The organism is Deefgea chitinilytica (assembly GCF_016881405.1).
Lineage (GTDB): Bacteria > Pseudomonadota > Gammaproteobacteria > Burkholderiales > Chitinibacteraceae > Deefgea > Deefgea chitinilytica.
The window spans coordinates 416,772-433,412 of the sequence record NZ_WOFE01000002.1 but is presented as its reverse complement, the minus strand read 5'-3'; the positions used below and the strand labels follow the sequence as shown (position 1 = coordinate 433,412).

Below are 16,641 nucleotides of genomic sequence, written 5' to 3'. Positions count from 1 at the left end.
GTGAAGTCTCTTTATAGCGCGAAGATTCAAATGAAAAAAGAGGTAAAGCAGTGCTTTACCTCTTTTTTGTGAGCGGGTTGCTATCTTAGCGGGTTGCTGCTTTCGCGATTAAAACGCAGGAACAACTGCACCTTTGTATTTTTCTAAGATAAATTTCTTAGTTTCTGGGCTTTGCAAAGCGGCGCTCAGTTTTTTCAGTGCGGCGCTGTCTTTGTTATCAGGGCGAGCCACCAAGATGTTGACGTACGGTGAATCGTTACCTTCGATAATCAACGCATCTTTGCTTGGGTTGAGTTTTGCTTCCAAGGCGTAATTGGTGTTGATCAGTGCTACATCAACTTGACCCAATACGCGTGGCAAAGTCGCCGCTTCGAGTTCGCGGATTTTGAGTTTTTTCGGGTTTTCCGCGATGTCTTTGCTGGTGGCCAAGATGTTTTTATTGTCTTTCAGTTTGATCACACCGGCTTTGTCGAGCAAGAGCAAGGCACGGCCGCCATTGGTAGCATCATTCGGAATCGCAACCGTTGCGCCTTCTTTTAAGTCAGCCAGTTTTTTTACTTTAGTTGAGTACGCGCCAAATGGCTCGATATGCACGCCCGCTACGCTGACTAAATTCGTGCCTTTGCCTTTGTTGAATTCACCAAGGTAAGGTTGGTGCTGAAAGAAGTTCGCGTCGAGTTTTTTCTCTGCGACTTGCACATTAGGTTGTACGTAATCAGTAAACACCTTGATTTGCAAATCGACACCTTGTTTGCTCAGTGCTGGTTTTACAAATTCTAGAATCTCGGCGTGCGGTATCGCGGTGGCACCGATGGTGAGTTTTTCAGCAGCGTGAGCAGAGAAAGCAAGTGCGGCGAGGGCAATGGCGGTTAGTGTTTTTTTCATCATGGCGTCCTTGTGGGATGAATTGAATAGTTCAGGATGGATTGTCCTGAATTTTATAGCGCAGCGGGATCAGGGTTTTCCACCGCTGCGCATCTAGGGATGTATATTACGGTTATTTAGCGCTAATTTTATAGATTAAATAGAGCTAAATAAATTCACTTGAGTTTATTTGCGGCTGAAATGGATCACTAAGCGATCACCGATCATTTGTAGTACTTGTACCAAAACCAGTAATAGCAGCACGGTAACGATCATCACGTCAGTTTGAAAGCGCTGATAGCCAAAGCGAATCGCTAAATCTCCCAAGCCACCGCCGCCAATCACGCCTGACATTGCGGCATACGAAACCAAGGTAATCGCGGTCACCGTCACCGCGGCCATCATGCCCGGCATTGCTTCAGGAAGTAAGGCTTTAAAAACAATCTGGCTGGTGCTGGCTCCCATTGCTTGGGTGGCTTCGATAATGCCGCGATCGACTTCGCGCAATGCGGTTTCAACCAAGCGGGCAAAAAATGGCGTTGCGCCCACCACCAACGGCGGAATTGCGCCGGCGACACCCAGCGAGGTGCCTGTGAGCAAGACTGTGAATGGAATCATGATAATCAGTAAAATCACGAATGGCACCGAGCGCAGGATATTCACGATGAATGACAAAATTCCATAAACATAAGGCTGCTCCAGCAATTGCCGTTTGCTAGTTAGAAACAACAAAATGCCTAGAGGCAGTCCCAGTATTAATGTAAACAGCAGTGATCCGCCGAGCATTGTTAGCGTATCGAGCGTAGCAAGGCCGATTTCTGCCCAATCAATATTGCTAAAAAAATCATTTAGCATGCGCGTAACTCCTCAAAATCAATCCCTTCTGCTGTAAATCGCGCTAAGCAAGCGGCAATATTGGCATCCTCCCCAGTAAACGCAAGGGTTAGCTGGCCGCATGCCGTGCCTTTGATGCGTTCAATACGTCCTGCCAGAATCGAAAAATCAATCCCAAAATCGCGTGCCATATCGCCGAGTAAGGATTTGTAGGTCGATTCGCCAATAAAGGTAAGCCGTACGATCTTGCCGGGCACATGATTGAAGTCTTCAAATTGGCGATTTTCATCGATGTGCTCGCTTTCAAATACAAAGCGCCGTGAGGTTGGGTGTTTGGGATGCAAAAAGACTTGCGTTACAGGCCCCATTTCAACAATTTCACCACCATCAATTACCGCTACGCGATCACATACGGTACGAATCACGTCCATTTCATGCGTAATCAGCACGATGGTCAGATTGAGTTTTTGATTGATTTCGAGTAGTAGTTGCAACACCGATTGGGTTGTTTGTGGATCGAGGGCGCTAGTGGCCTCGTCGCACAGTAGTAATTTGGGATTATTTGCTAGTGCCCGCGCAATACCGACACGTTGCTTTTGTCCGCCAGAGAGCTGGGCCGGATATTTATCCGCGTGATCGGATAGCCCGACCAGTTCAAGCAATTCAGCAACGCGGCGTTGAATCGCGGCTTTATCTAATACACCTGCGACTTGCAGTGGAAAGGCTACGTTGTTGGCCACGGTTTTGGCCGAAAGCAGATTGAAATGCTGAAAAATCATGCCAATTTTTTGCCGCTCCAAGCGTAAATCACTGTTGGAGAGCGTTGTAATCTCTGTGCCGTCGACGAAGACCGAGCCGCCAGTGGGGCGTTCTAAGAGATTAATCAAGCGAATTAGTGTTGATTTTCCCGCACCAGAATGGCCAATCACACCGAAAATCTCGCCAGCGTTGATCGTAAGATCAATCCGTTTCAGCGCAGGGATTTCTCGGCCATCGACGCGATAAAATTTACTTAAATTTTTGAGTTGAATCATGTGCAGACCTAAAGGCCGAATGAAGATCGAATACCGACAGTATTCATTAAGCATATTCAATGCGGCAAGGTAAATATGTGGGCTTGTATCGGCGCGACAAACTACACAGGATTGTGTAGTCTGACAATTGCTAGATGTGCTAACTAGCAAGGATTTGTCCGCATTTTGCGCTGCAAATATTGATCCTGCTCCTGTATGAATTTTGCTGAGCATCGAGCCTGATTGGTAAATTATTGCTCAATTTCTCGCCTTTATCGGCGGTAGTCACTAAATTGAATGGCTGCGCTGTGTGGTTTATTGCACTTGGTTTTGGAGTTGGAATGTCTAATCGTACGATTAATTTTTTACGTATTGCGATGGTGATCTTGATGCTGCTCTCGATGGGCTTATTGATATGGCAGCATTTTGGAATGAGCCGTGTGTTGCGGATTGATACGCAGACACCGTATCAAATCACCGCGCTTGATGATCGATCACAAGGCGGTGCCAGTGTGGCGAAGTTTGCAAGAAACCAAGGCGCGCTGCAGTTGCAATGCGATTTACAAAAGAATCAATACGAATGGCCGTTTTGTGAAATGAGCATTGCGCTTTCGAATACGGCGCAAGGTGTTGATTTGTCAAAGTTTGACCGAGTTGTGTTTGATATGGATTTGAGAGGGCCTGAATTTAAGAAAGTACGCGTTTATTTACGCAATTTTGAAGCCGACATTTCAAAATTAGACGACCCCTTATCCAGTAAAGTCAACGAATTAGAATTTGCACCGCCGAAGGGCGAGGCGTTTAGCGTGCCTTTGAAGTATTTTCGCGTGGCATCTTGGTGGGTTGACGACCGAGATGTACCGATTTTTAGCAGTGATATGCGTTTGGACAATGTGACGCAGATCGAGATTGCTACGCCGGGTAAGGTGCAAACAGGACTGCACCAGATCGAAATGCGAGCCTTGGAGTTTCATGGTAAATGGTTGAGTTTGACGCAGGTTTTGACGCTGATCGTCGCGGCATGGTTGATTTTTTGTTTTGTTTGGTTGTTTATGGAGCTACTGGCTTATCGGGAGCGAGATCAAACAAAACGTGCACGCATGCATGAATTGGAAACGATTAATCGGGTGCTGGAAATTCAGGCAGAAGTCTTGAGTAATAAAATCCAGCTCGACCCGCTCACTGGCGCACTCAATCGAGAAGGTTTACGTGATTTTTTACTTCAGCAATGGCAAGGCGAAATGCCGATGTCGGCAGGAATGAGCGTGTTATTTGCTGATTTGGATCATTTTAAGCGGGTGAATGACCATTACGGGCATGCGGTGGGCGACACGGTGTTGCGGCAGTTTGCGCAATTGGTGCTGAGTGAAATTCGTAGTAGTGATGCGTTGGTGCGCTGGGGTGGCGAAGAATTTTTGGTGGTGTGCCCGAATACGGATTTGGCGCAAGCGGCGAAATTAGCAGAGAAATTGCGAGCTAGTGTGGCCAATGCCGCGTGGCCTGATTCGATGACGGTAACCTGTTCGTGTGGCGTAGCGATGCGCGCGCAAGGTGAGGAGTTTAGTTCTTTAATTGAGCGAGCCGATGCCGCTTTGTATCGAGCAAAAGACAATGGCCGTAACCGAGTCGAATTGGGTTGATAGGTATATCCGTCTAGATATTGAAATTGAATAATTAGACGGATATACCTTGCTATTTAAAGTCCAGCTTCGACGAGCATTTCTCGCGTTAGCAAGAATACAAATCCGTCGCCAGATTCAGTAGCAAGCCACACAAACGGTAGCGTTGGGTATTGCGCTTCGAGCTCATCACGGTTGTGACCGATTTCGACGACCAAGACCCCGTGTGGATTTAAGTGTTTGGTGGCCTCGCTCAAAATCCGGCGCGTAATATCAAGTCCGTCTTCACCGCTGCCGAGCGCGAGTTCGGGTTCATGTAAATATTCCGGCGGCAATTCTTCAACGCTGTGGGCATCGACATACGGTGGATTAGAAATAATCAGATCGTAAGTTTCATCAGGAATGGCTTCAAACAAATCTGAATCCAATAAATCGATCCGATCACCCAAGCTGTAGTCAATCACGTTGAGTTCGGCCACATCCAGTGCATCGGGTGATAAATCAACCGCATCGATTGCCGCATCAGGGAAGGCATGCGCCATCAAAATCGCCAAACAACCCGAGCCGGTGCATAAATCAAGTGCGCGATGCACCAGTTCTGGATGTTCAACATAGGGCTCTAAGCCATCGTTAAACAAAATTTCGGCGATAAACGAGCGTGGCACGATGACGCGTTCATCGACATAAAATTTAAACTCACCTAAATACGCTTCTTTGGTTAAGTAAGCAGCGGGTTTGCGAGTGACCACGCGCTCTTGAATCACATCAAGTACTTGGGCGATTTCTTCGGGCAATAAATGCGCGTCAAATACTGGCTCAAGTCGGTCGATGGGGAGTTTAAGCGTCGCTAAAATCAAATAAGCGGCTTCATCCCACGCTTCAGTGGTGCCGTGACCATAAAATAATTCAGCGGTATTAAAACGGCTGACGGCAAAGCGGTGCAGATCACGCACTGTGCGCAGATGTTCACGGGCGATATCGTACATACGGTGGCTCCAAAGAGTGGGTCAGTGAGAGCCGCTAGTTTACTGCGAATGAATGCATTTGCACTGATCTGAGTCGAAATTTGTTGCTGGACGCGTGATGGCGGGTCAATCAATCGACTGAGTATGCAAAATCGCTTGAGCTGGGCTTGCCCTTAAATGCTTGGTTTTATTCTTTATTTTTTCAGTAAATCGCTGCTGCAAGATCAGTGCGTGGTAGGCATAAAGGCCCATTTGGTGTAAAGTGCTGCCTTTAGTTTTTCTGCAGTATTGGAGCGTAATGGGTATCACATTTGCATCACTAGGCTTGGCGCCTGAAGTTTTGAAGGCGGTTGTCGAGCAAGGCTATGAAACCCCGACCGCAATCCAGTCCGAAGCAATTCCAGTGATTCTGGAAGGTAAAGACGTATTGGGCGCTGCCCAAACGGGAACAGGCAAGACCGCCGCGTTTACTTTACCGATTTTGACGCGCATTATTCGCCATGCCAATCATAGCGCCTCACCTGCGCGTCATCCGATTCGTGCTTTGATCCTAGCACCGACGCGTGAGTTAGCCGATCAAGTTTATGCCAACGTGGCCACCTACAGCAAAGGCACTGGTTTGCGTAGCCATGTAGTGTATGGCGGCGTTGATATTAAAGGCCAAATCCCTGCGCTGCGTGAAGGCGTTGAAGTCTTGGTCGCCACGCCTGGTCGTTTGCTTGATCATATTCAGCAAAAATCAATTAATTTATCTCAAGTTGAAATTCTGGTCCTTGATGAAGCCGATCGTATGCTCGATATGGGCTTTATCCTAGATATTCAAACGATTTTCAATTTGTGCACCAATCGCAAGCAAACGCTATTGTTCTCGGCGACGTTTGCACCGGAAATTTTGAAATTGTCTCAGCAGTTTATGCATGAGCCAGTCAAGATTGAAGTAGCGCGTAAAAATTCAGCCAATGAGTCGGTTAAACAAGAATTGCATCCGGTGGAAACTGCGCGTAAACGTGCATTGCTGGCGCATTTGATTCATGTGCATCAAATGACGCAAGTGATCGTGTTTTGTCGTACCAAAGTCGGCACTGATCAAGTGGCGCGTGATTTAAAACGCGCCGGCTTTAGTTGCGAAGCGATTCATGGTGATCGTGATCAACGCTCGCGCACCGAAGCGCTGAATAAATTTAAAGCTGGTGAGATCAAAGTATTGGTCGCAACCGATGTCGCCGCGCGTGGTTTGGATGTGACTGATTTGCCGTTTGTGGTGAATTATGAATTACCAACCACTCCCGAAGACTACGTACACCGGATTGGTCGTACTGGCCGTGCGGGTGCCACGGGTGTGGCGATTTCTTTGGTAGCTCCTGAAGAGGGCAAGGCCTACGAAGGAATTAAAAAGCTGTTGAACCGTGACATGCCTTTGACCCCAGTGCATGGTTTCTCGCCCGGTACGATTCAAGTGATTGACGAGCGCCCAGCGCGTGCTGAGCGCCGTCATCATAGTGAGCAAGATCAAGGGGTAAGGGATTATCAAGGGCGTGATCGTATGCCATCTCGGGCGCAGCGCGAAGCCAGTGAAGTCCCTGCGTTTCCAAACAATTTGCCTAAGTTGCCAAAACGCCCACCACAAATTGCCGCCTTGTTTCAGCCGCCTAAGCGCAGTAAAGCCTAACGTTGGCCACAAAAAATGGACTCTTTGGAGTCCATTTTTTTATGTTGGCGACGGAAAAATTTAAGCCTCAATCATCCGCACTGCTAGCGCGTGCTGGTTGGCTGCAATTTCAATCAGGCGGTCGATATTTGGATGTTTGCCTGGAAAGGCTTGCGCATCCGCGGTGTGTTCTGCATAAATGCGTAAGCCTTTTTGCGCCGCCAAGCTATCAATGGCACCAAATTCTTGAAATAGCGCATGGTATACGCGCACGCTGCCAGCTTGGCCGGGTTTGTTTTCGATGCGCGCGACGATTTGTTCGCCATCCAATAATTCCAATGCTGCGAGATGTTCAATCGTTGGTAATAAAGCCAGCTGTTCGTTGAAATTCATGTTTTCCTCTCTTGTGGTGTCAACGCAAATTGAGTTTGCGACGTTATATCACATAAGTACTCGTGCAAAAGTTTTATGGCAAGGCAAGACAGCGATGCAAGAAAACTTTTGCTGACTTAGTTCAAGCTGCATGGTGTAGTTTGATTTACTTGGAGAATGAAAATGCGTTTATCAATTCAAGCTGGTTTACTCGCGGTAGCTGTGTTGTCGACTTCCGCTGTGTTCGCTGCTGGTCCAACTTGTCCATCTGCAGAGATGAAACCCAAAGGCGATCTCACCAAAGCTGAACATCAAAAAATGTCTGATGCACGCTTTGATCAAATGGACACCAATAAAGACGGTGTGTTGACGGCTCAAGAGCGCCGTGCGGCTCGTGAGTATATGCGAGCAAATTGCCCACATGGTGGTAAAGGCAAGCCAGCGTCAGCGACTGCGGCTGTTAAATAAAGTGAAAAAGGCTTCGAGAAGAAGCCTTTTTTATTATCTCTGCGCCGCTGCCCCCCAAATAAAGGTGAGCGGCATTGCCCCTGCAACGATGCGATTATCGAGTACTTTATGAATACCAAATTCAGTTAAATGGCACTGACGTATTGGTGGGTGCTCATAGAGTTGCTCATCACGGGTAAATAGCGCGTACACATGTGGTGCACGCGTTTGCTGATCATATTTGCTGACTACACCGCTTTCACCGTTATTGAGCTGCACCACTGATCCGGGTGGATAGCTGCCGATGGTTTGCGTAAACAAATTGAGTAGTTTGTCGTCGATGCTGCCGCCGTCACTATTGAGTGAGTTTTGCAATGCCACGTCAGCTGATTGGCTGCTGCGATAGGTGGTATTTGAAAGTAGAGCGCAATAGCGATCGGCGATAGCAATCAGGCGCGCGCCAAATAAAATTTCATCGCCTGCGAGTTTGAGTGGATAGCCGCTACCGTCTGGTGCTTCGTGATGTTGAGAAATGCATTCGAGCCAGATCGCATCTGCCACGCCGGCGCTACGGAGTAATTCACGACTAATCGTTGGATGCTGGCGAATGTGAATCTTTTGTTCATCGGTGAGTGGCGTACTTTGCTGCGACAAGGTGTTTTGCAGCTCATACATGCCGATGTTCATCGTCAGTGCCGCGGCGACAAAATGCCAGCGTTCTTCTTTGCTTTGCCCCAGATTTTGTAAAGCCAAATTGACAATGACGGCCACATTGATCGCGTGGCGAATTGCATACGGTGCATCCAGATCAAGCTGAATCATCGCCAGCGCCACATCAGCGCTTTTTTCACAACTGGCGTAAATATGCGCGACAAGTTCGGTGACTTGTGCAACTACACTGTGTTCGCTCGGTTCGAGCGCCAGTAGCGGCATTAATTGCTGCCGAGCAGCGAGTAAATGCTGCGCGGCAGATAAATGAGTTGGGGGCATGCAATTGGCCGAGAAAGGGCAAAAGCGGTAGTTTAGCGGAATCTAATGCACGGAGAAATGAGGTTTCACCTTAGTTTTATGCAAAATGGATAAATGGCCAAATCGCTCACTCGTCCAAAATTATTCGGCTTCATCCATCCACATTAATTGGATCGCTTCGAGGATTTTCTCGCCGCAATGCTTGGGATCATCATCAAAACCCTCTAGCGCCAGTACCCAATCCCGTAGATCGGTAAAGCGGATGGTTTTTGGATCAACATCTGGAAATTTGTCGGCTAACTCAATCGCGATATCGCGGCTATCAGTCCACTTCATGATTGTTCTCCACTAAGTATTGCTTTGTAGGCTTTTTTAATAAAGGGCTGTATGAATATACTATTGCCGCCTCACGCCTCACGCCTCACGCCTCACGCCTCACGCCTCACGCCTCACGCCTCACGCCTCACGCCTCACGCCTCACGCCTCACGCCTCACGCGTAATTAATGGTGTTCGCGGGCGTGGTTGATGGTGTATTTCGGCAACTCAACCACCAGATCCGTTTCCGCAACTTCGGCTTGGCACGACAGGCGTGAGCAGGCTTCTAGACCCCAAGCTTTATCAAGTTGATCTTCTTCAAGTTCGTCGGCTTCATTTAAGCTGGCAAAGCCTTCGCGCACCAAGACGTGGCAAGTGGTACAGGCACACGATTTTTCACAGGCATGCTCAATTTCGATGTCATTGGCCAGCAGCGCATCGCAAATGGTGGTGCCGGGGGTGACGTCCAATACTGCGCCTTCTGGACACAATACGGGGTGAGGTAAAACGACGATTTGTGTCATCAGAAAATCCTTAAATCTCAGTAATTTTATGGCCAGCCAGTCCGCGTTTGACCGCTGCATTCATGCGGCGGCTCGCAAATTCATCGGTGGCTACATTGAGTTGCTCGGTGGCGGCGATAATCGCATCGGCGTCGCCTGCGGTCGAGGCCGTTTGCACATTCGCAATCGCGGTTTCAATCTGCGCGCGTTCGGCATCGTTCAGTAATTGACCGTCGGTGTCGAGGGCGACAAGTACCGCCGTAACGATACTTTCGGCTTCAACGCGAGCTTCGGCGAGTTTGCGAGCTTGCACATCGACTTGCGCGTGCGTCATTGATTCAGTCAGCATGCGGCTGATTTCATCATCGCCCAAACCATACGATGGTTTCACGGCGATGCTGGCTTCGATGCCGGTCGATTGTTCGCGTGCAGAAACCGATAGCAGACCATCGGCATCGACTTGGAAGGTGACTCGAATTCGCGCAGCACCCGCCACCATCGGCGGAATGCCACGTAATTCGAAGCGCGCCAAGCTACGGCAATCGCTTACCAGTTCACGCTCGCCTTGCAACACATGAATCGCCATCGCCGTTTGGCCGTCTTTAAACGTGGTGAATTCTTGGGCGCGCGCCGTTGGAATCGTGCTATTGCGTGGAATGACTTTTTCGACCAAGCCGCCCATGGTTTCAAGACCGAGTGAGAGTGGAATTACATCCAGTAGTAACCAATCGTCGTCGCCTTTATTGCCCGCCAGCACATTGGCTTGAATCGCAGCGCCAATCGCAACGACTTTATCGGGGTCGAGATTGGTGAGTGGTTCTTGGTTAAATAATTCACGCACCGCTTTGCGCACATGTGGCATCCGCGTTGCGCCACCCACCAATACCACGCCTTTGACGTCTTCGATGTTTAATTTTGCATCGCGCAATGCTTTTTTTACCGGCAACAGCGTTTTGCTGATTTGATGCGCCGTCATTGTGTGAAACTGTTCGGCACTCAGCGTTAGATCAACAATTGCGCCATCGGAGAGCACTGCGGTAATTTGCGTGCTGAGATGATCGGTGAGCGCTTCTTTGGCTTCGCGCGCACGCGTGAGTAGCAGGCGCGTGTCGTTTGGATTCGGGCCGTGAATGCCGGCTTGTTCTAAAATCCAGCAATAAATTCGGTGGTCAAAATCGTCGCCACCGAGTTGCGAATCGCCGGAAGTCGCACGGACTTCAAACACGCCGCGCGTTAGTTCGAGTACCGATACGTCAAACGTGCCGCCGCCCAGATCGTAGATCACATAAGTGCCTTCACTCGCATTATCCAAACCATACGCAATTGCTGCGGCGGTTGGCTCATTGAGCAGGCGCAAAACATTTAGACCCGCCAGCGTTGCGGCGTCTTTGGTGGCTTGGCGTTGCGCGTCGTCGAAATAAGCGGGCACCGTAATCACCGCGCCAACCAGTTCGCCGCCTAGGCTTTCTTCCGCGCGGGTTTTCAGATTCTTGAGGATTTCGCTGGAGACTTCGACGGGGCTTTTAATCCCCGCACGCGTGACGATTTTGAGCATGCCCGGCTCGTCAACAAAGCGATACGGCGTCGCAAGGTCGGCAATATCATTGATGCCACGACCCATAAAACGCTTCACCGAAACCAGCGTATTGCTTGGATCTTCATTTTGCTTTTGCTGTGCGGCATGACCAATCAATAACTCATCGTCCTTGCCGTAATGCACGACCGAAGGCAACAGCGTACGGCCATCATGGTCGGGCAAGCACACCGCGCTGCCGCTTTTAACCGTTGCGACTAATGAATTCGTCGTACCCAAGTCAATGCCCACTGCCAAACGATGTTGATGCGGTGCAGCGGAAAGACCGGGTTCTGAAATTTGCAGCAAAGCCATGTTATATCTCTTTTGTCTTCAACTAAGGGTTACGACCTAATTAAAAAGGGTTTTTAGGGCCTTTCTCTGAACCTAAGTTTGAAGTTTTCTATTTCTTTGGTCGAATCTTGTGTGGGTAGTCGAACTTCTTGTAGTTCTTTCATGATGGCTTCATCAAGTTCACTATTGCCTGTACTTTGAACCATCTTTAATTGTGTAAACTCACATTGCTTAGTTAATTGTCCATCAACAGCAAATTTTATGTTCGAACCTAGGTGCTTTCTAATCGTTGGAAGCTAGGTAATCCGATGCGAAATTTCGCCATTTCTTTTTGTTTGATCTGCAATTGAAATGCAAGCAAATTGAGGAGTTTGTACTCTTTCTGATTTAGGTTTTTCTAGTGCGATTTGAGTCGTATTTGTACAGGCAGACAACAGCAGCCCGATTAAAACGACTATCCGATTGTAAATGCCGCACTTAATACAAAATAGCTTCAATCGCATCCCCAATTTCCTGATCCAGCTTTTCCATAAAACGTAATTTTCGCACGCTCACCGCTGCATTGATATAGTCTTGTTGCGCATCGATTTGCGTGGCGAGTTTGCTCTCTAAGGCTTGCATTTCGGCGCGCATTTCGCTGGCGAGGTTTTCGAGGGCATCTAAATTTTGGCTGGCTTTGGCATCCGCAATCCCTTCGCGCCATTCCATTTGCGCCATCAAAAAGTCCATCGGCATTGCTGTATTGGTTTCTTCTTGCGTATCCACATCGGCCAATTTGAGCAAATAACGCGCCCGAGCGAGGCCTGATTTCAAGGTCTGATACGCTTCATTGATATGGGTGGTGGCTTGCAAACTCATGCGGCGGTCCGCATCACTGGCGGTTGCAAAGCGATCTGGATGATATTGCGCCACGGCATCGCGGTAGCGGGTATCGAGCAATTTGGCATCGATTGCAAACGCGGTGGGCAGGTCAAACAGGTCGAAATGGGATTGGGCGAAATTGATCATGGGTTTTGTGTGAGGAGTGAGGAGTGAGGTGTTAGGTGTTAGGGGTAAGGTGTAAAGGTAGATAAGGTGCGTTTAGGTTTTACACCACACGCCTTACTCCTAACGCCTCACTGGCGCAGCCTTACACACCAAAGCTTTCGCCGCAGCCACATTCATTTTTTACGTTGGGATTATTAAACTTAAACCCTTCGTTGAGGCCTTCTTTGGTGTAATCAAGTTCGGTGCCATCTAAGTAAGCTAACGATTTGGCGTCAGTGTAAATTTTGGTACCAAAGCTTTCAAACACCAGATCGGTATCGCTTTCGACGTCAACAAATTCAAGTTTGTAGGCCATGCCTGAACAACCTGAGGTTTTTACCGCCAAGCGAATGCCAAGGCCTTTGCCGCGTTTCTTGATGAAATTGGCAACGTGATTCGCTGCCGCCTCGCTCAATGTTAGTGCCATTGCAGACTCCAGTAGGTATGGCTCGCTAGGCTTTATTTGGTAATGACTAGCGGGCAATACCTAGATATTAATTGCCGTGTTTTTGCTTGTAATCTTCAACTGCCGCTTTGATGGCGTCTTCGGCCAAAATCGAGCAGTGAATTTTAACCGGCGGCAAAGCGAGCTCTTCGGCGATTTGGGTATTTTTAATCGCTAAAGCTTGGTCTAGCGTTTTGCCTTTGACCCATTCAGTCACTAAGGACGACGATGCAATCGCTGAGCCACAGCCATAGGTTTTGAATTTTGCGTCTTCAATCAGGCCATCGGCACCAACTTTAATCTGCAGTTTCATTACGTCGCCACAGGCAGGCGCGCCGACCATGCCGGTACCCACGGTGTCGTCGCCTTTTTCAAACGCACCCACGTTCCGTGGATTTTCGTAGTGGTCGAGTACTTGTTCGCTATATGCCATTTTAATTCTCCAGTGAGGAGGGAGGTGTGAGGCGTGAGGTGTTGTTCTCATTCGCCGCCCTGCCCAAAAATCCAGTATGGTAAGAAGTGAAGGGGGTTTTACACTTCACCTCTCACGCCTTACCCCTAGCAAATCAATGTGCAGCCCATTCGATGGTGCTGATATCGATGCCTTCTTTATACATATCCCACAATGGCGACAAGGCACGCAGCTTGTCGATCTTGCTTTTGATTAATTCAATCGCAAAATCGATTTCAGCTTCGGTGGTGAAGCGGCCAATCGTGAAGCGAATCGAGCTGTGCGCCAATTCATCAGAGCGGCCTAAAGCGCGCAGCACGTACGATGGCTCAAGCGAAGCAGAGGTACAGGCAGAGCCTGATGAAACCGCCAAGTCTTTGAGTGCCATAATCAGCGATTCGCCTTCAACATAATTGAAACTCACGTTCAAGTTATGCGGAACGCGTTGTTCCATGTCGCCATTCAAATGAGTTTCTTCGATTTCTTTCAAGCCATTCCACAAACGATCTCGCAGTGCGCCGATGCGTTGGTTTTCTTCAACCATGTCTTCACGGGCGATTTTGAACGCTTCGCCCATGCCGACGATTTGATGCGTTGCCAAGGTGCCTGAGCGGAAACCGCGCTCATGACCGCCACCGTGCATTTGCGCTTCCAGGCGAATACGAGGTTTACGGCGAACATACAAAGCACCCATGCCTTTGGGGCCGTAGGTTTTGTGCGCCGAGAAACTCATCAGGTCAACTTTGAGCGTGGATAAATCAATCGCCACTTTGCCAGTCGCTTGCGCACTATCAACGTGGAACACGATGCCACGTTCGCGGCAGATTTCACCAATCGTCGCGATGTCTTGAATCACGCCGATTTCGTTATTCACGAACATGACGGAAATCAAAATCGTGTCTGGGCGGATTGCTGCTTTGAATGCTTCAAGATCGAGCAAGCCGTTTTCTTTGACATCCAAATACGTTGCTTCAAACCCTTCGCGCTCGAGTTCACGCACGGTGTCTAGCGTCGCCTTGTGCTCGGTTTTTACCGTAATGATGTGTTTGCCCTTGGTTTGGTAAAAGTGCGCCGCACCTTTCAAAGCCAAGTTGATCGATTCGGTAGCGCCTGAAGTCCAGACGATTTCTTTTGGATCGCAGTTGACGAGTTTGGCCACTTCCTCACGTGCTTCTTCGACTGCTGCTTCAGACTCCCAGCCATAAGGATGTGAGCGGCTAGCGGGATTACCAAACATTTCGGTGAGGTAAGGAATCATCTTGGCGGCAACGCGCTGATCCACTGGCGTCGTGGCCGAGTAATCAAGATAGATTGGATGTTTTGGATTCATTGTGCTTTTTCCAATTGAATATGTTCCGATTTCAAAATCGTAGGGTAAAGCCCCGTGTCATCAGTGAGTGGCGATGTGGCTAGCACGTTTGTCTTGCAGAACACCGGGTTTATCTGCGCAACGTTTCAGTTTTTTTTGCTGTTTTTCAATCAGTTCGCCCAGCGTCACGTTCGATAAATAGTCATGAATCGTGGTGCTCAGATCGCTCCATAAATCGTGTGTCATACAGCGGCCTTCGTCACGGCAGTTTTCTTTGCCGCCGCACTGTGTGGCATCGATAGGCTCGTCAACTGCTTTAATGATTTCTGCCACATTGATTTCGCTGGCTGGGCGTGCGAGGCAGTAGCCACCGCCAGGGCCGCGTACACTTTCGACCAATTCGCAGCGACGTAATTTGCCAAATAACTGCTCTAAATACGACAAGGAAATGTGCTGCCGTTCGCTAATCCCTGCCAAAGTAACAGGGCCACCAGTTTGCCGTAGTGCCACATCGAGCATTGCGGTCACGGCGAAGCGGCCTTTGGTGGTTAAGCGCATGGTGTATTTCCTTGCTGATTTATTTTATGGCTTGATGGTATCAATCCCGACTAATTTGGTCAAGTATATTCCTGATTAAATTAGTCGGGTATTGCTGCTGTAGGCCGCTGATTTAATCGACGATTTGATTAAGATAATTAGGGTCAAATTTATCGGCCGTGGCGCGCTCTTCGGCGCAATCGACTCCGAGTTGTTCAAGCCGAGCCAGCACCATTTCAAGGCGTTTGTCAGTGGTGACCGAATGATCAAGTAGGCCGTGGATGGCTTTGACCATTGGGTCATTCATATCGGCACCGACGCCGTAAGCCGAAAACCCCAGTTGCTCGGCTTTTTCTTCGCGAGCTTGTTCTACTTTGGCCGTTAACACACGGGCAGGAATCCCAATTGCAGTGGCATTGGCTGGAATGTCTTTCACCACGACCGCGTTAGAGCCTACTTTGGCGCCATCATGCAAAGTAATTGGTCCGAGAATTTTGGCGCCCGCACCGATAATCACGCCTTTGCCTAAAGTTGGGTGGCGTTTGCCATGGTTCCATGAGGTGCCACCTAGAGTCACACCGTGATACAGCGTGCAATCGTCACCAATTTCAGCGGTTTCGCCGATGACAATGCCCATGCCATGATCAATAAATACCCGGCGACCTATCGTTGCACCCGGATGTATCTCTATGCCGGTCAAGAATCGCGTAGCATGCGAGACCATACGTGCCAGTAGTTTCCAGTCACGCAGCCAGAGGCCATGCGCGATGATGTGTAGGCTGAGTGCATGAAATCCGGGATAACAGGTCACCACTTCCAAGGTCGAGCGGGCGGCAGGATCGCGGTCGAAAACCACGCGGATATTTTCACGCAAACGGTCTAGCATAGCTGTTGCTTTAAATTAGTACGGAATGACTGACTATTTTACTCGGTTTTTCCGGCAAAAGGGAGGCTGGATTCCCGACAGTTTGGATTGAGCGTGTACACTGCTTGGATTATTGAGGAGTTGGTGTGTAATACCTTGGCTCGATCGAGCTATGTTTATTCTTTCAATTTAAGGAGTTGTGATGCGTCTTGATAAACAACCGTCTCAGCGCTGGATACGGCGCTTGAATCGTCGTCAGCGCAAAAAAATGTATTTGGCTGACTTTCAAGAATGGCTAGCCGTAGTCAAAGTCCAGTTTGCTACGCCCTTATCCGAAGCAGATTTTGCGCTGTGGGCTGACGATTTACACCACTGGTTGGCCGAGCGTGAATTGTCGATGACGGGCGGGGCAGATGAGGCACCAGTGCGCGAGGCTGAATTGATGATTGTGAGCGATTTTGCCTCGGTCACGCCAGAGTTGCTGGTCGAAATTCGCGCTGCTTTATTAGCGCAAAAGCAAATCGCAAGCTGCGAAGCTGAGCTGGATGATGCTTGGTACGGTTGGGGTTGATTTGGTTGGGTATATGCAAG

General features: G+C 49.0%; 19 protein-coding genes. 4 read left to right on the top strand and 15 right to left on the bottom strand.

Annotation, left to right across the window (positions count from 1 at the left end):
• Nucleotides 1-108: 108 nt before the first annotated feature.
• From GM173_RS07725 to GM173_RS07715, 3 genes are all read right to left on the bottom strand, one after another.
• On the bottom strand, nt 109-885 hold the full coding sequence (locus tag GM173_RS07725) for a MetQ/NlpA family ABC transporter substrate-binding protein (protein WP_203570779.1): 777 nt from the start codon (nt 883-885) through the stop codon (nt 109-111).
• Nucleotides 886-1,050: 165 nt separating this feature from the next.
• On the bottom strand, nt 1,051-1,719 hold the full coding sequence (locus GM173_RS07720; RefSeq protein WP_203570778.1) for a methionine ABC transporter permease: 669 nt from the start codon (nt 1,717-1,719) through the stop codon (nt 1,051-1,053).
• Nucleotides 1,713-2,732, bottom strand: a complete 1,020-nt coding sequence (locus tag GM173_RS07715; protein WP_203570777.1) for a methionine ABC transporter ATP-binding protein — start codon at nt 2,730-2,732, stop codon at nt 1,713-1,715. The genes GM173_RS07720 and GM173_RS07715 overlap by 7 nt, the downstream gene beginning before the upstream one ends.
• Before the next feature lie 320 nt (nt 2,733-3,052).
• Here GM173_RS07715 and GM173_RS07710 point away from each other — a divergent pair, with 320 nt between their 5' ends.
• Entirely contained in the window at nt 3,053-4,351 is a 1,299-nt protein-coding gene (locus GM173_RS07710; RefSeq protein ID WP_203570776.1) for a GGDEF domain-containing protein, read from the top strand.
• Between the two features lie 56 nt (nt 4,352-4,407).
• On the opposite strand, the gene prmB is transcribed toward GM173_RS07710, so the two are convergent.
• The gene (gene prmB, locus GM173_RS07705) at nt 4,408-5,316 is read right to left on the bottom strand and encodes a 50S ribosomal protein L3 N(5)-glutamine methyltransferase (protein WP_203570775.1); all 909 of its coding nucleotides are present in this window, start codon (nt 5,314-5,316) and stop codon (nt 4,408-4,410) included.
• A 277-nt stretch (nt 5,317-5,593) separates the two neighbouring features.
• Here prmB and GM173_RS07700 point away from each other — a divergent pair, with 277 nt between their 5' ends.
• On the top strand, nt 5,594-6,964 hold the full coding sequence (locus GM173_RS07700) for a DEAD/DEAH box helicase (RefSeq protein ID WP_239078422.1): 1,371 nt from the start codon (nt 5,594-5,596) through the stop codon (nt 6,962-6,964).
• A 60-nt stretch (nt 6,965-7,024) separates the two neighbouring features.
• Here GM173_RS07700 and GM173_RS07695 read toward each other — a convergent pair whose 3' ends face one another.
• Nucleotides 7,025-7,336, bottom strand: coding sequence for a DUF2322 family protein (locus tag GM173_RS07695; protein WP_203570774.1), 312 nt, complete (start codon nt 7,334-7,336; stop codon nt 7,025-7,027).
• A 162-nt stretch (nt 7,337-7,498) separates the two neighbouring features.
• Here GM173_RS07695 and GM173_RS07690 point away from each other — a divergent pair, with 162 nt between their 5' ends.
• Entirely contained in the window at nt 7,499-7,783 is a 285-nt protein-coding gene (locus GM173_RS07690; protein ID WP_203570773.1) for a hypothetical protein, read from the top strand.
• 33 nt (nt 7,784-7,816) lie between these two features.
• Here the strand turns inward: GM173_RS07690 and GM173_RS07685 are convergent, their stop codons facing one another.
• From GM173_RS07685 to cysE, 10 genes are all read right to left on the bottom strand, one after another.
• Nucleotides 7,817-8,752 carry an HD-GYP domain-containing protein gene (locus GM173_RS07685; protein WP_203570772.1) on the bottom strand — a complete coding sequence of 312 codons (936 nt, stop codon included), beginning with the start codon at nt 8,750-8,752 and terminating at the stop codon, nt 7,817-7,819.
• Nucleotides 8,753-8,872: 120 nt separating this feature from the next.
• Nucleotides 8,873-9,067 carry a Fe-S cluster assembly protein IscX gene (gene iscX, locus GM173_RS07680; RefSeq protein ID WP_203570771.1) on the bottom strand — a complete coding sequence of 65 codons (195 nt, stop codon included), beginning with the start codon at nt 9,065-9,067 and terminating at the stop codon, nt 8,873-8,875.
• A 165-nt stretch (nt 9,068-9,232) separates the two neighbouring features.
• Entirely contained in the window at nt 9,233-9,571 is a 339-nt protein-coding gene (gene fdx / locus GM173_RS07675; protein WP_203570770.1) for an ISC system 2Fe-2S type ferredoxin, read from the bottom strand.
• Nucleotides 9,572-9,581: 10 nt separating this feature from the next.
• Nucleotides 9,582-11,438: a Fe-S protein assembly chaperone HscA gene (gene hscA / locus GM173_RS07670; RefSeq protein ID WP_203570769.1), complete on the bottom strand. Its 1,857-nt coding sequence runs from the start codon at nt 11,436-11,438 to the stop codon at nt 9,582-9,584.
• A 456-nt stretch (nt 11,439-11,894) separates the two neighbouring features.
• A complete protein-coding gene (gene hscB / locus GM173_RS07665) occupies nt 11,895-12,425 on the bottom strand; it encodes a Fe-S protein assembly co-chaperone HscB (protein WP_203570768.1) in 531 nt (176 codons plus the stop codon).
• A 121-nt stretch (nt 12,426-12,546) separates the two neighbouring features.
• Nucleotides 12,547-12,870, bottom strand: coding sequence for an iron-sulfur cluster assembly protein IscA (gene iscA, locus GM173_RS07660; RefSeq protein ID WP_157669734.1), 324 nt, complete (start codon nt 12,868-12,870; stop codon nt 12,547-12,549).
• 67 nt (nt 12,871-12,937) lie between these two features.
• On the bottom strand, nt 12,938-13,321 hold the full coding sequence (iscU, locus tag GM173_RS07655) for a Fe-S cluster assembly scaffold IscU (protein ID WP_203570767.1): 384 nt from the start codon (nt 13,319-13,321) through the stop codon (nt 12,938-12,940).
• A 133-nt stretch (nt 13,322-13,454) separates the two neighbouring features.
• Complete coding sequence (locus GM173_RS07650) at nt 13,455-14,669, bottom strand: IscS subfamily cysteine desulfurase (RefSeq protein ID WP_203570766.1); 1,215 nt, start codon at nt 14,667-14,669, stop codon at nt 13,455-13,457.
• Between the two features lie 60 nt (nt 14,670-14,729).
• Nucleotides 14,730-15,206, bottom strand: coding sequence for a Fe-S cluster assembly transcriptional regulator IscR (gene iscR, locus GM173_RS07645; protein WP_203570765.1), 477 nt, complete (start codon nt 15,204-15,206; stop codon nt 14,730-14,732).
• Between the two features lie 112 nt (nt 15,207-15,318).
• Entirely contained in the window at nt 15,319-16,071 is a 753-nt protein-coding gene (gene cysE, locus GM173_RS07640) for a serine O-acetyltransferase (RefSeq protein WP_203570764.1), read from the bottom strand.
• 181 nt (nt 16,072-16,252) lie between these two features.
• Between cysE and GM173_RS07635 the strand changes: the two genes are divergently transcribed.
• Complete coding sequence (locus GM173_RS07635) at nt 16,253-16,621, top strand: 50S ribosome-binding protein YggL (RefSeq protein ID WP_203570763.1); 369 nt, start codon at nt 16,253-16,255, stop codon at nt 16,619-16,621.
• The last annotated feature ends 20 nt before the right edge of the window (nt 16,622-16,641 follow it).

What these genes read in the sequence shown, in the direction of transcription:
- GM173_RS07650 (WP_203570766.1), bottom strand. Translation starts at nt 14,669, where the DNA reads ATGAATCCAAAACATCCAATCTATCTTGATTACTCGGCCACGACGCCA.
- GM173_RS07700 (WP_239078422.1), top strand. Translation starts at nt 5,594, where the DNA reads ATGGGTATCACATTTGCATCACTAGGCTTGGCGCCTGAAGTTTTGAAG.
- fdx (WP_203570770.1), bottom strand. Translation starts at nt 9,571, where the DNA reads ATGACACAAATCGTCGTTTTACCTCACCCCGTATTGTGTCCAGAAGGC.
- GM173_RS07690 (WP_203570773.1), top strand. Translation starts at nt 7,499, where the DNA reads ATGCGTTTATCAATTCAAGCTGGTTTACTCGCGGTAGCTGTGTTGTCG.
- GM173_RS07720 (WP_203570778.1), bottom strand. Translation starts at nt 1,719, where the DNA reads ATGCTAAATGATTTTTTTAGCAATATTGATTGGGCAGAAATCGGCCTT.
- GM173_RS07685 (WP_203570772.1), bottom strand. Translation starts at nt 8,752, where the DNA reads ATGCCCCCAACTCATTTATCTGCCGCGCAGCATTTACTCGCTGCTCGG.
- prmB (WP_203570775.1), bottom strand. Translation starts at nt 5,316, where the DNA reads ATGTACGATATCGCCCGTGAACATCTGCGCACAGTGCGTGATCTGCAC.
- GM173_RS07695 (WP_203570774.1), bottom strand. Translation starts at nt 7,336, where the DNA reads ATGAATTTCAACGAACAGCTGGCTTTATTACCAACGATTGAACATCTC.
- hscA (WP_203570769.1), bottom strand. Translation starts at nt 11,438, where the DNA reads ATGGCTTTGCTGCAAATTTCAGAACCCGGTCTTTCCGCTGCACCGCAT.
- hscB (WP_203570768.1), bottom strand. Translation starts at nt 12,425, where the DNA reads ATGATCAATTTCGCCCAATCCCATTTCGACCTGTTTGACCTGCCCACC.
- GM173_RS07725 (WP_203570779.1), bottom strand. Translation starts at nt 885, where the DNA reads ATGAAAAAAACACTAACCGCCATTGCCCTCGCCGCACTTGCTTTCTCT.
- GM173_RS07710 (WP_203570776.1), top strand. Translation starts at nt 3,053, where the DNA reads ATGTCTAATCGTACGATTAATTTTTTACGTATTGCGATGGTGATCTTG.
- iscR (WP_203570765.1), bottom strand. Translation starts at nt 15,206, where the DNA reads ATGCGCTTAACCACCAAAGGCCGCTTCGCCGTGACCGCAATGCTCGAT.
- iscA (WP_157669734.1), bottom strand. Translation starts at nt 12,870, where the DNA reads ATGGCACTAACATTGAGCGAGGCGGCAGCGAATCACGTTGCCAATTTC.
- GM173_RS07715 (WP_203570777.1), bottom strand. Translation starts at nt 2,732, where the DNA reads ATGATTCAACTCAAAAATTTAAGTAAATTTTATCGCGTCGATGGCCGA.
- GM173_RS07635 (WP_203570763.1), top strand. Translation starts at nt 16,253, where the DNA reads ATGCGTCTTGATAAACAACCGTCTCAGCGCTGGATACGGCGCTTGAAT.
- cysE (WP_203570764.1), bottom strand. Translation starts at nt 16,071, where the DNA reads ATGCTAGACCGTTTGCGTGAAAATATCCGCGTGGTTTTCGACCGCGAT.
- iscX (WP_203570771.1), bottom strand. Translation starts at nt 9,067, where the DNA reads ATGAAGTGGACTGATAGCCGCGATATCGCGATTGAGTTAGCCGACAAA.
- iscU (WP_203570767.1), bottom strand. Translation starts at nt 13,321, where the DNA reads ATGGCATATAGCGAACAAGTACTCGACCACTACGAAAATCCACGGAAC.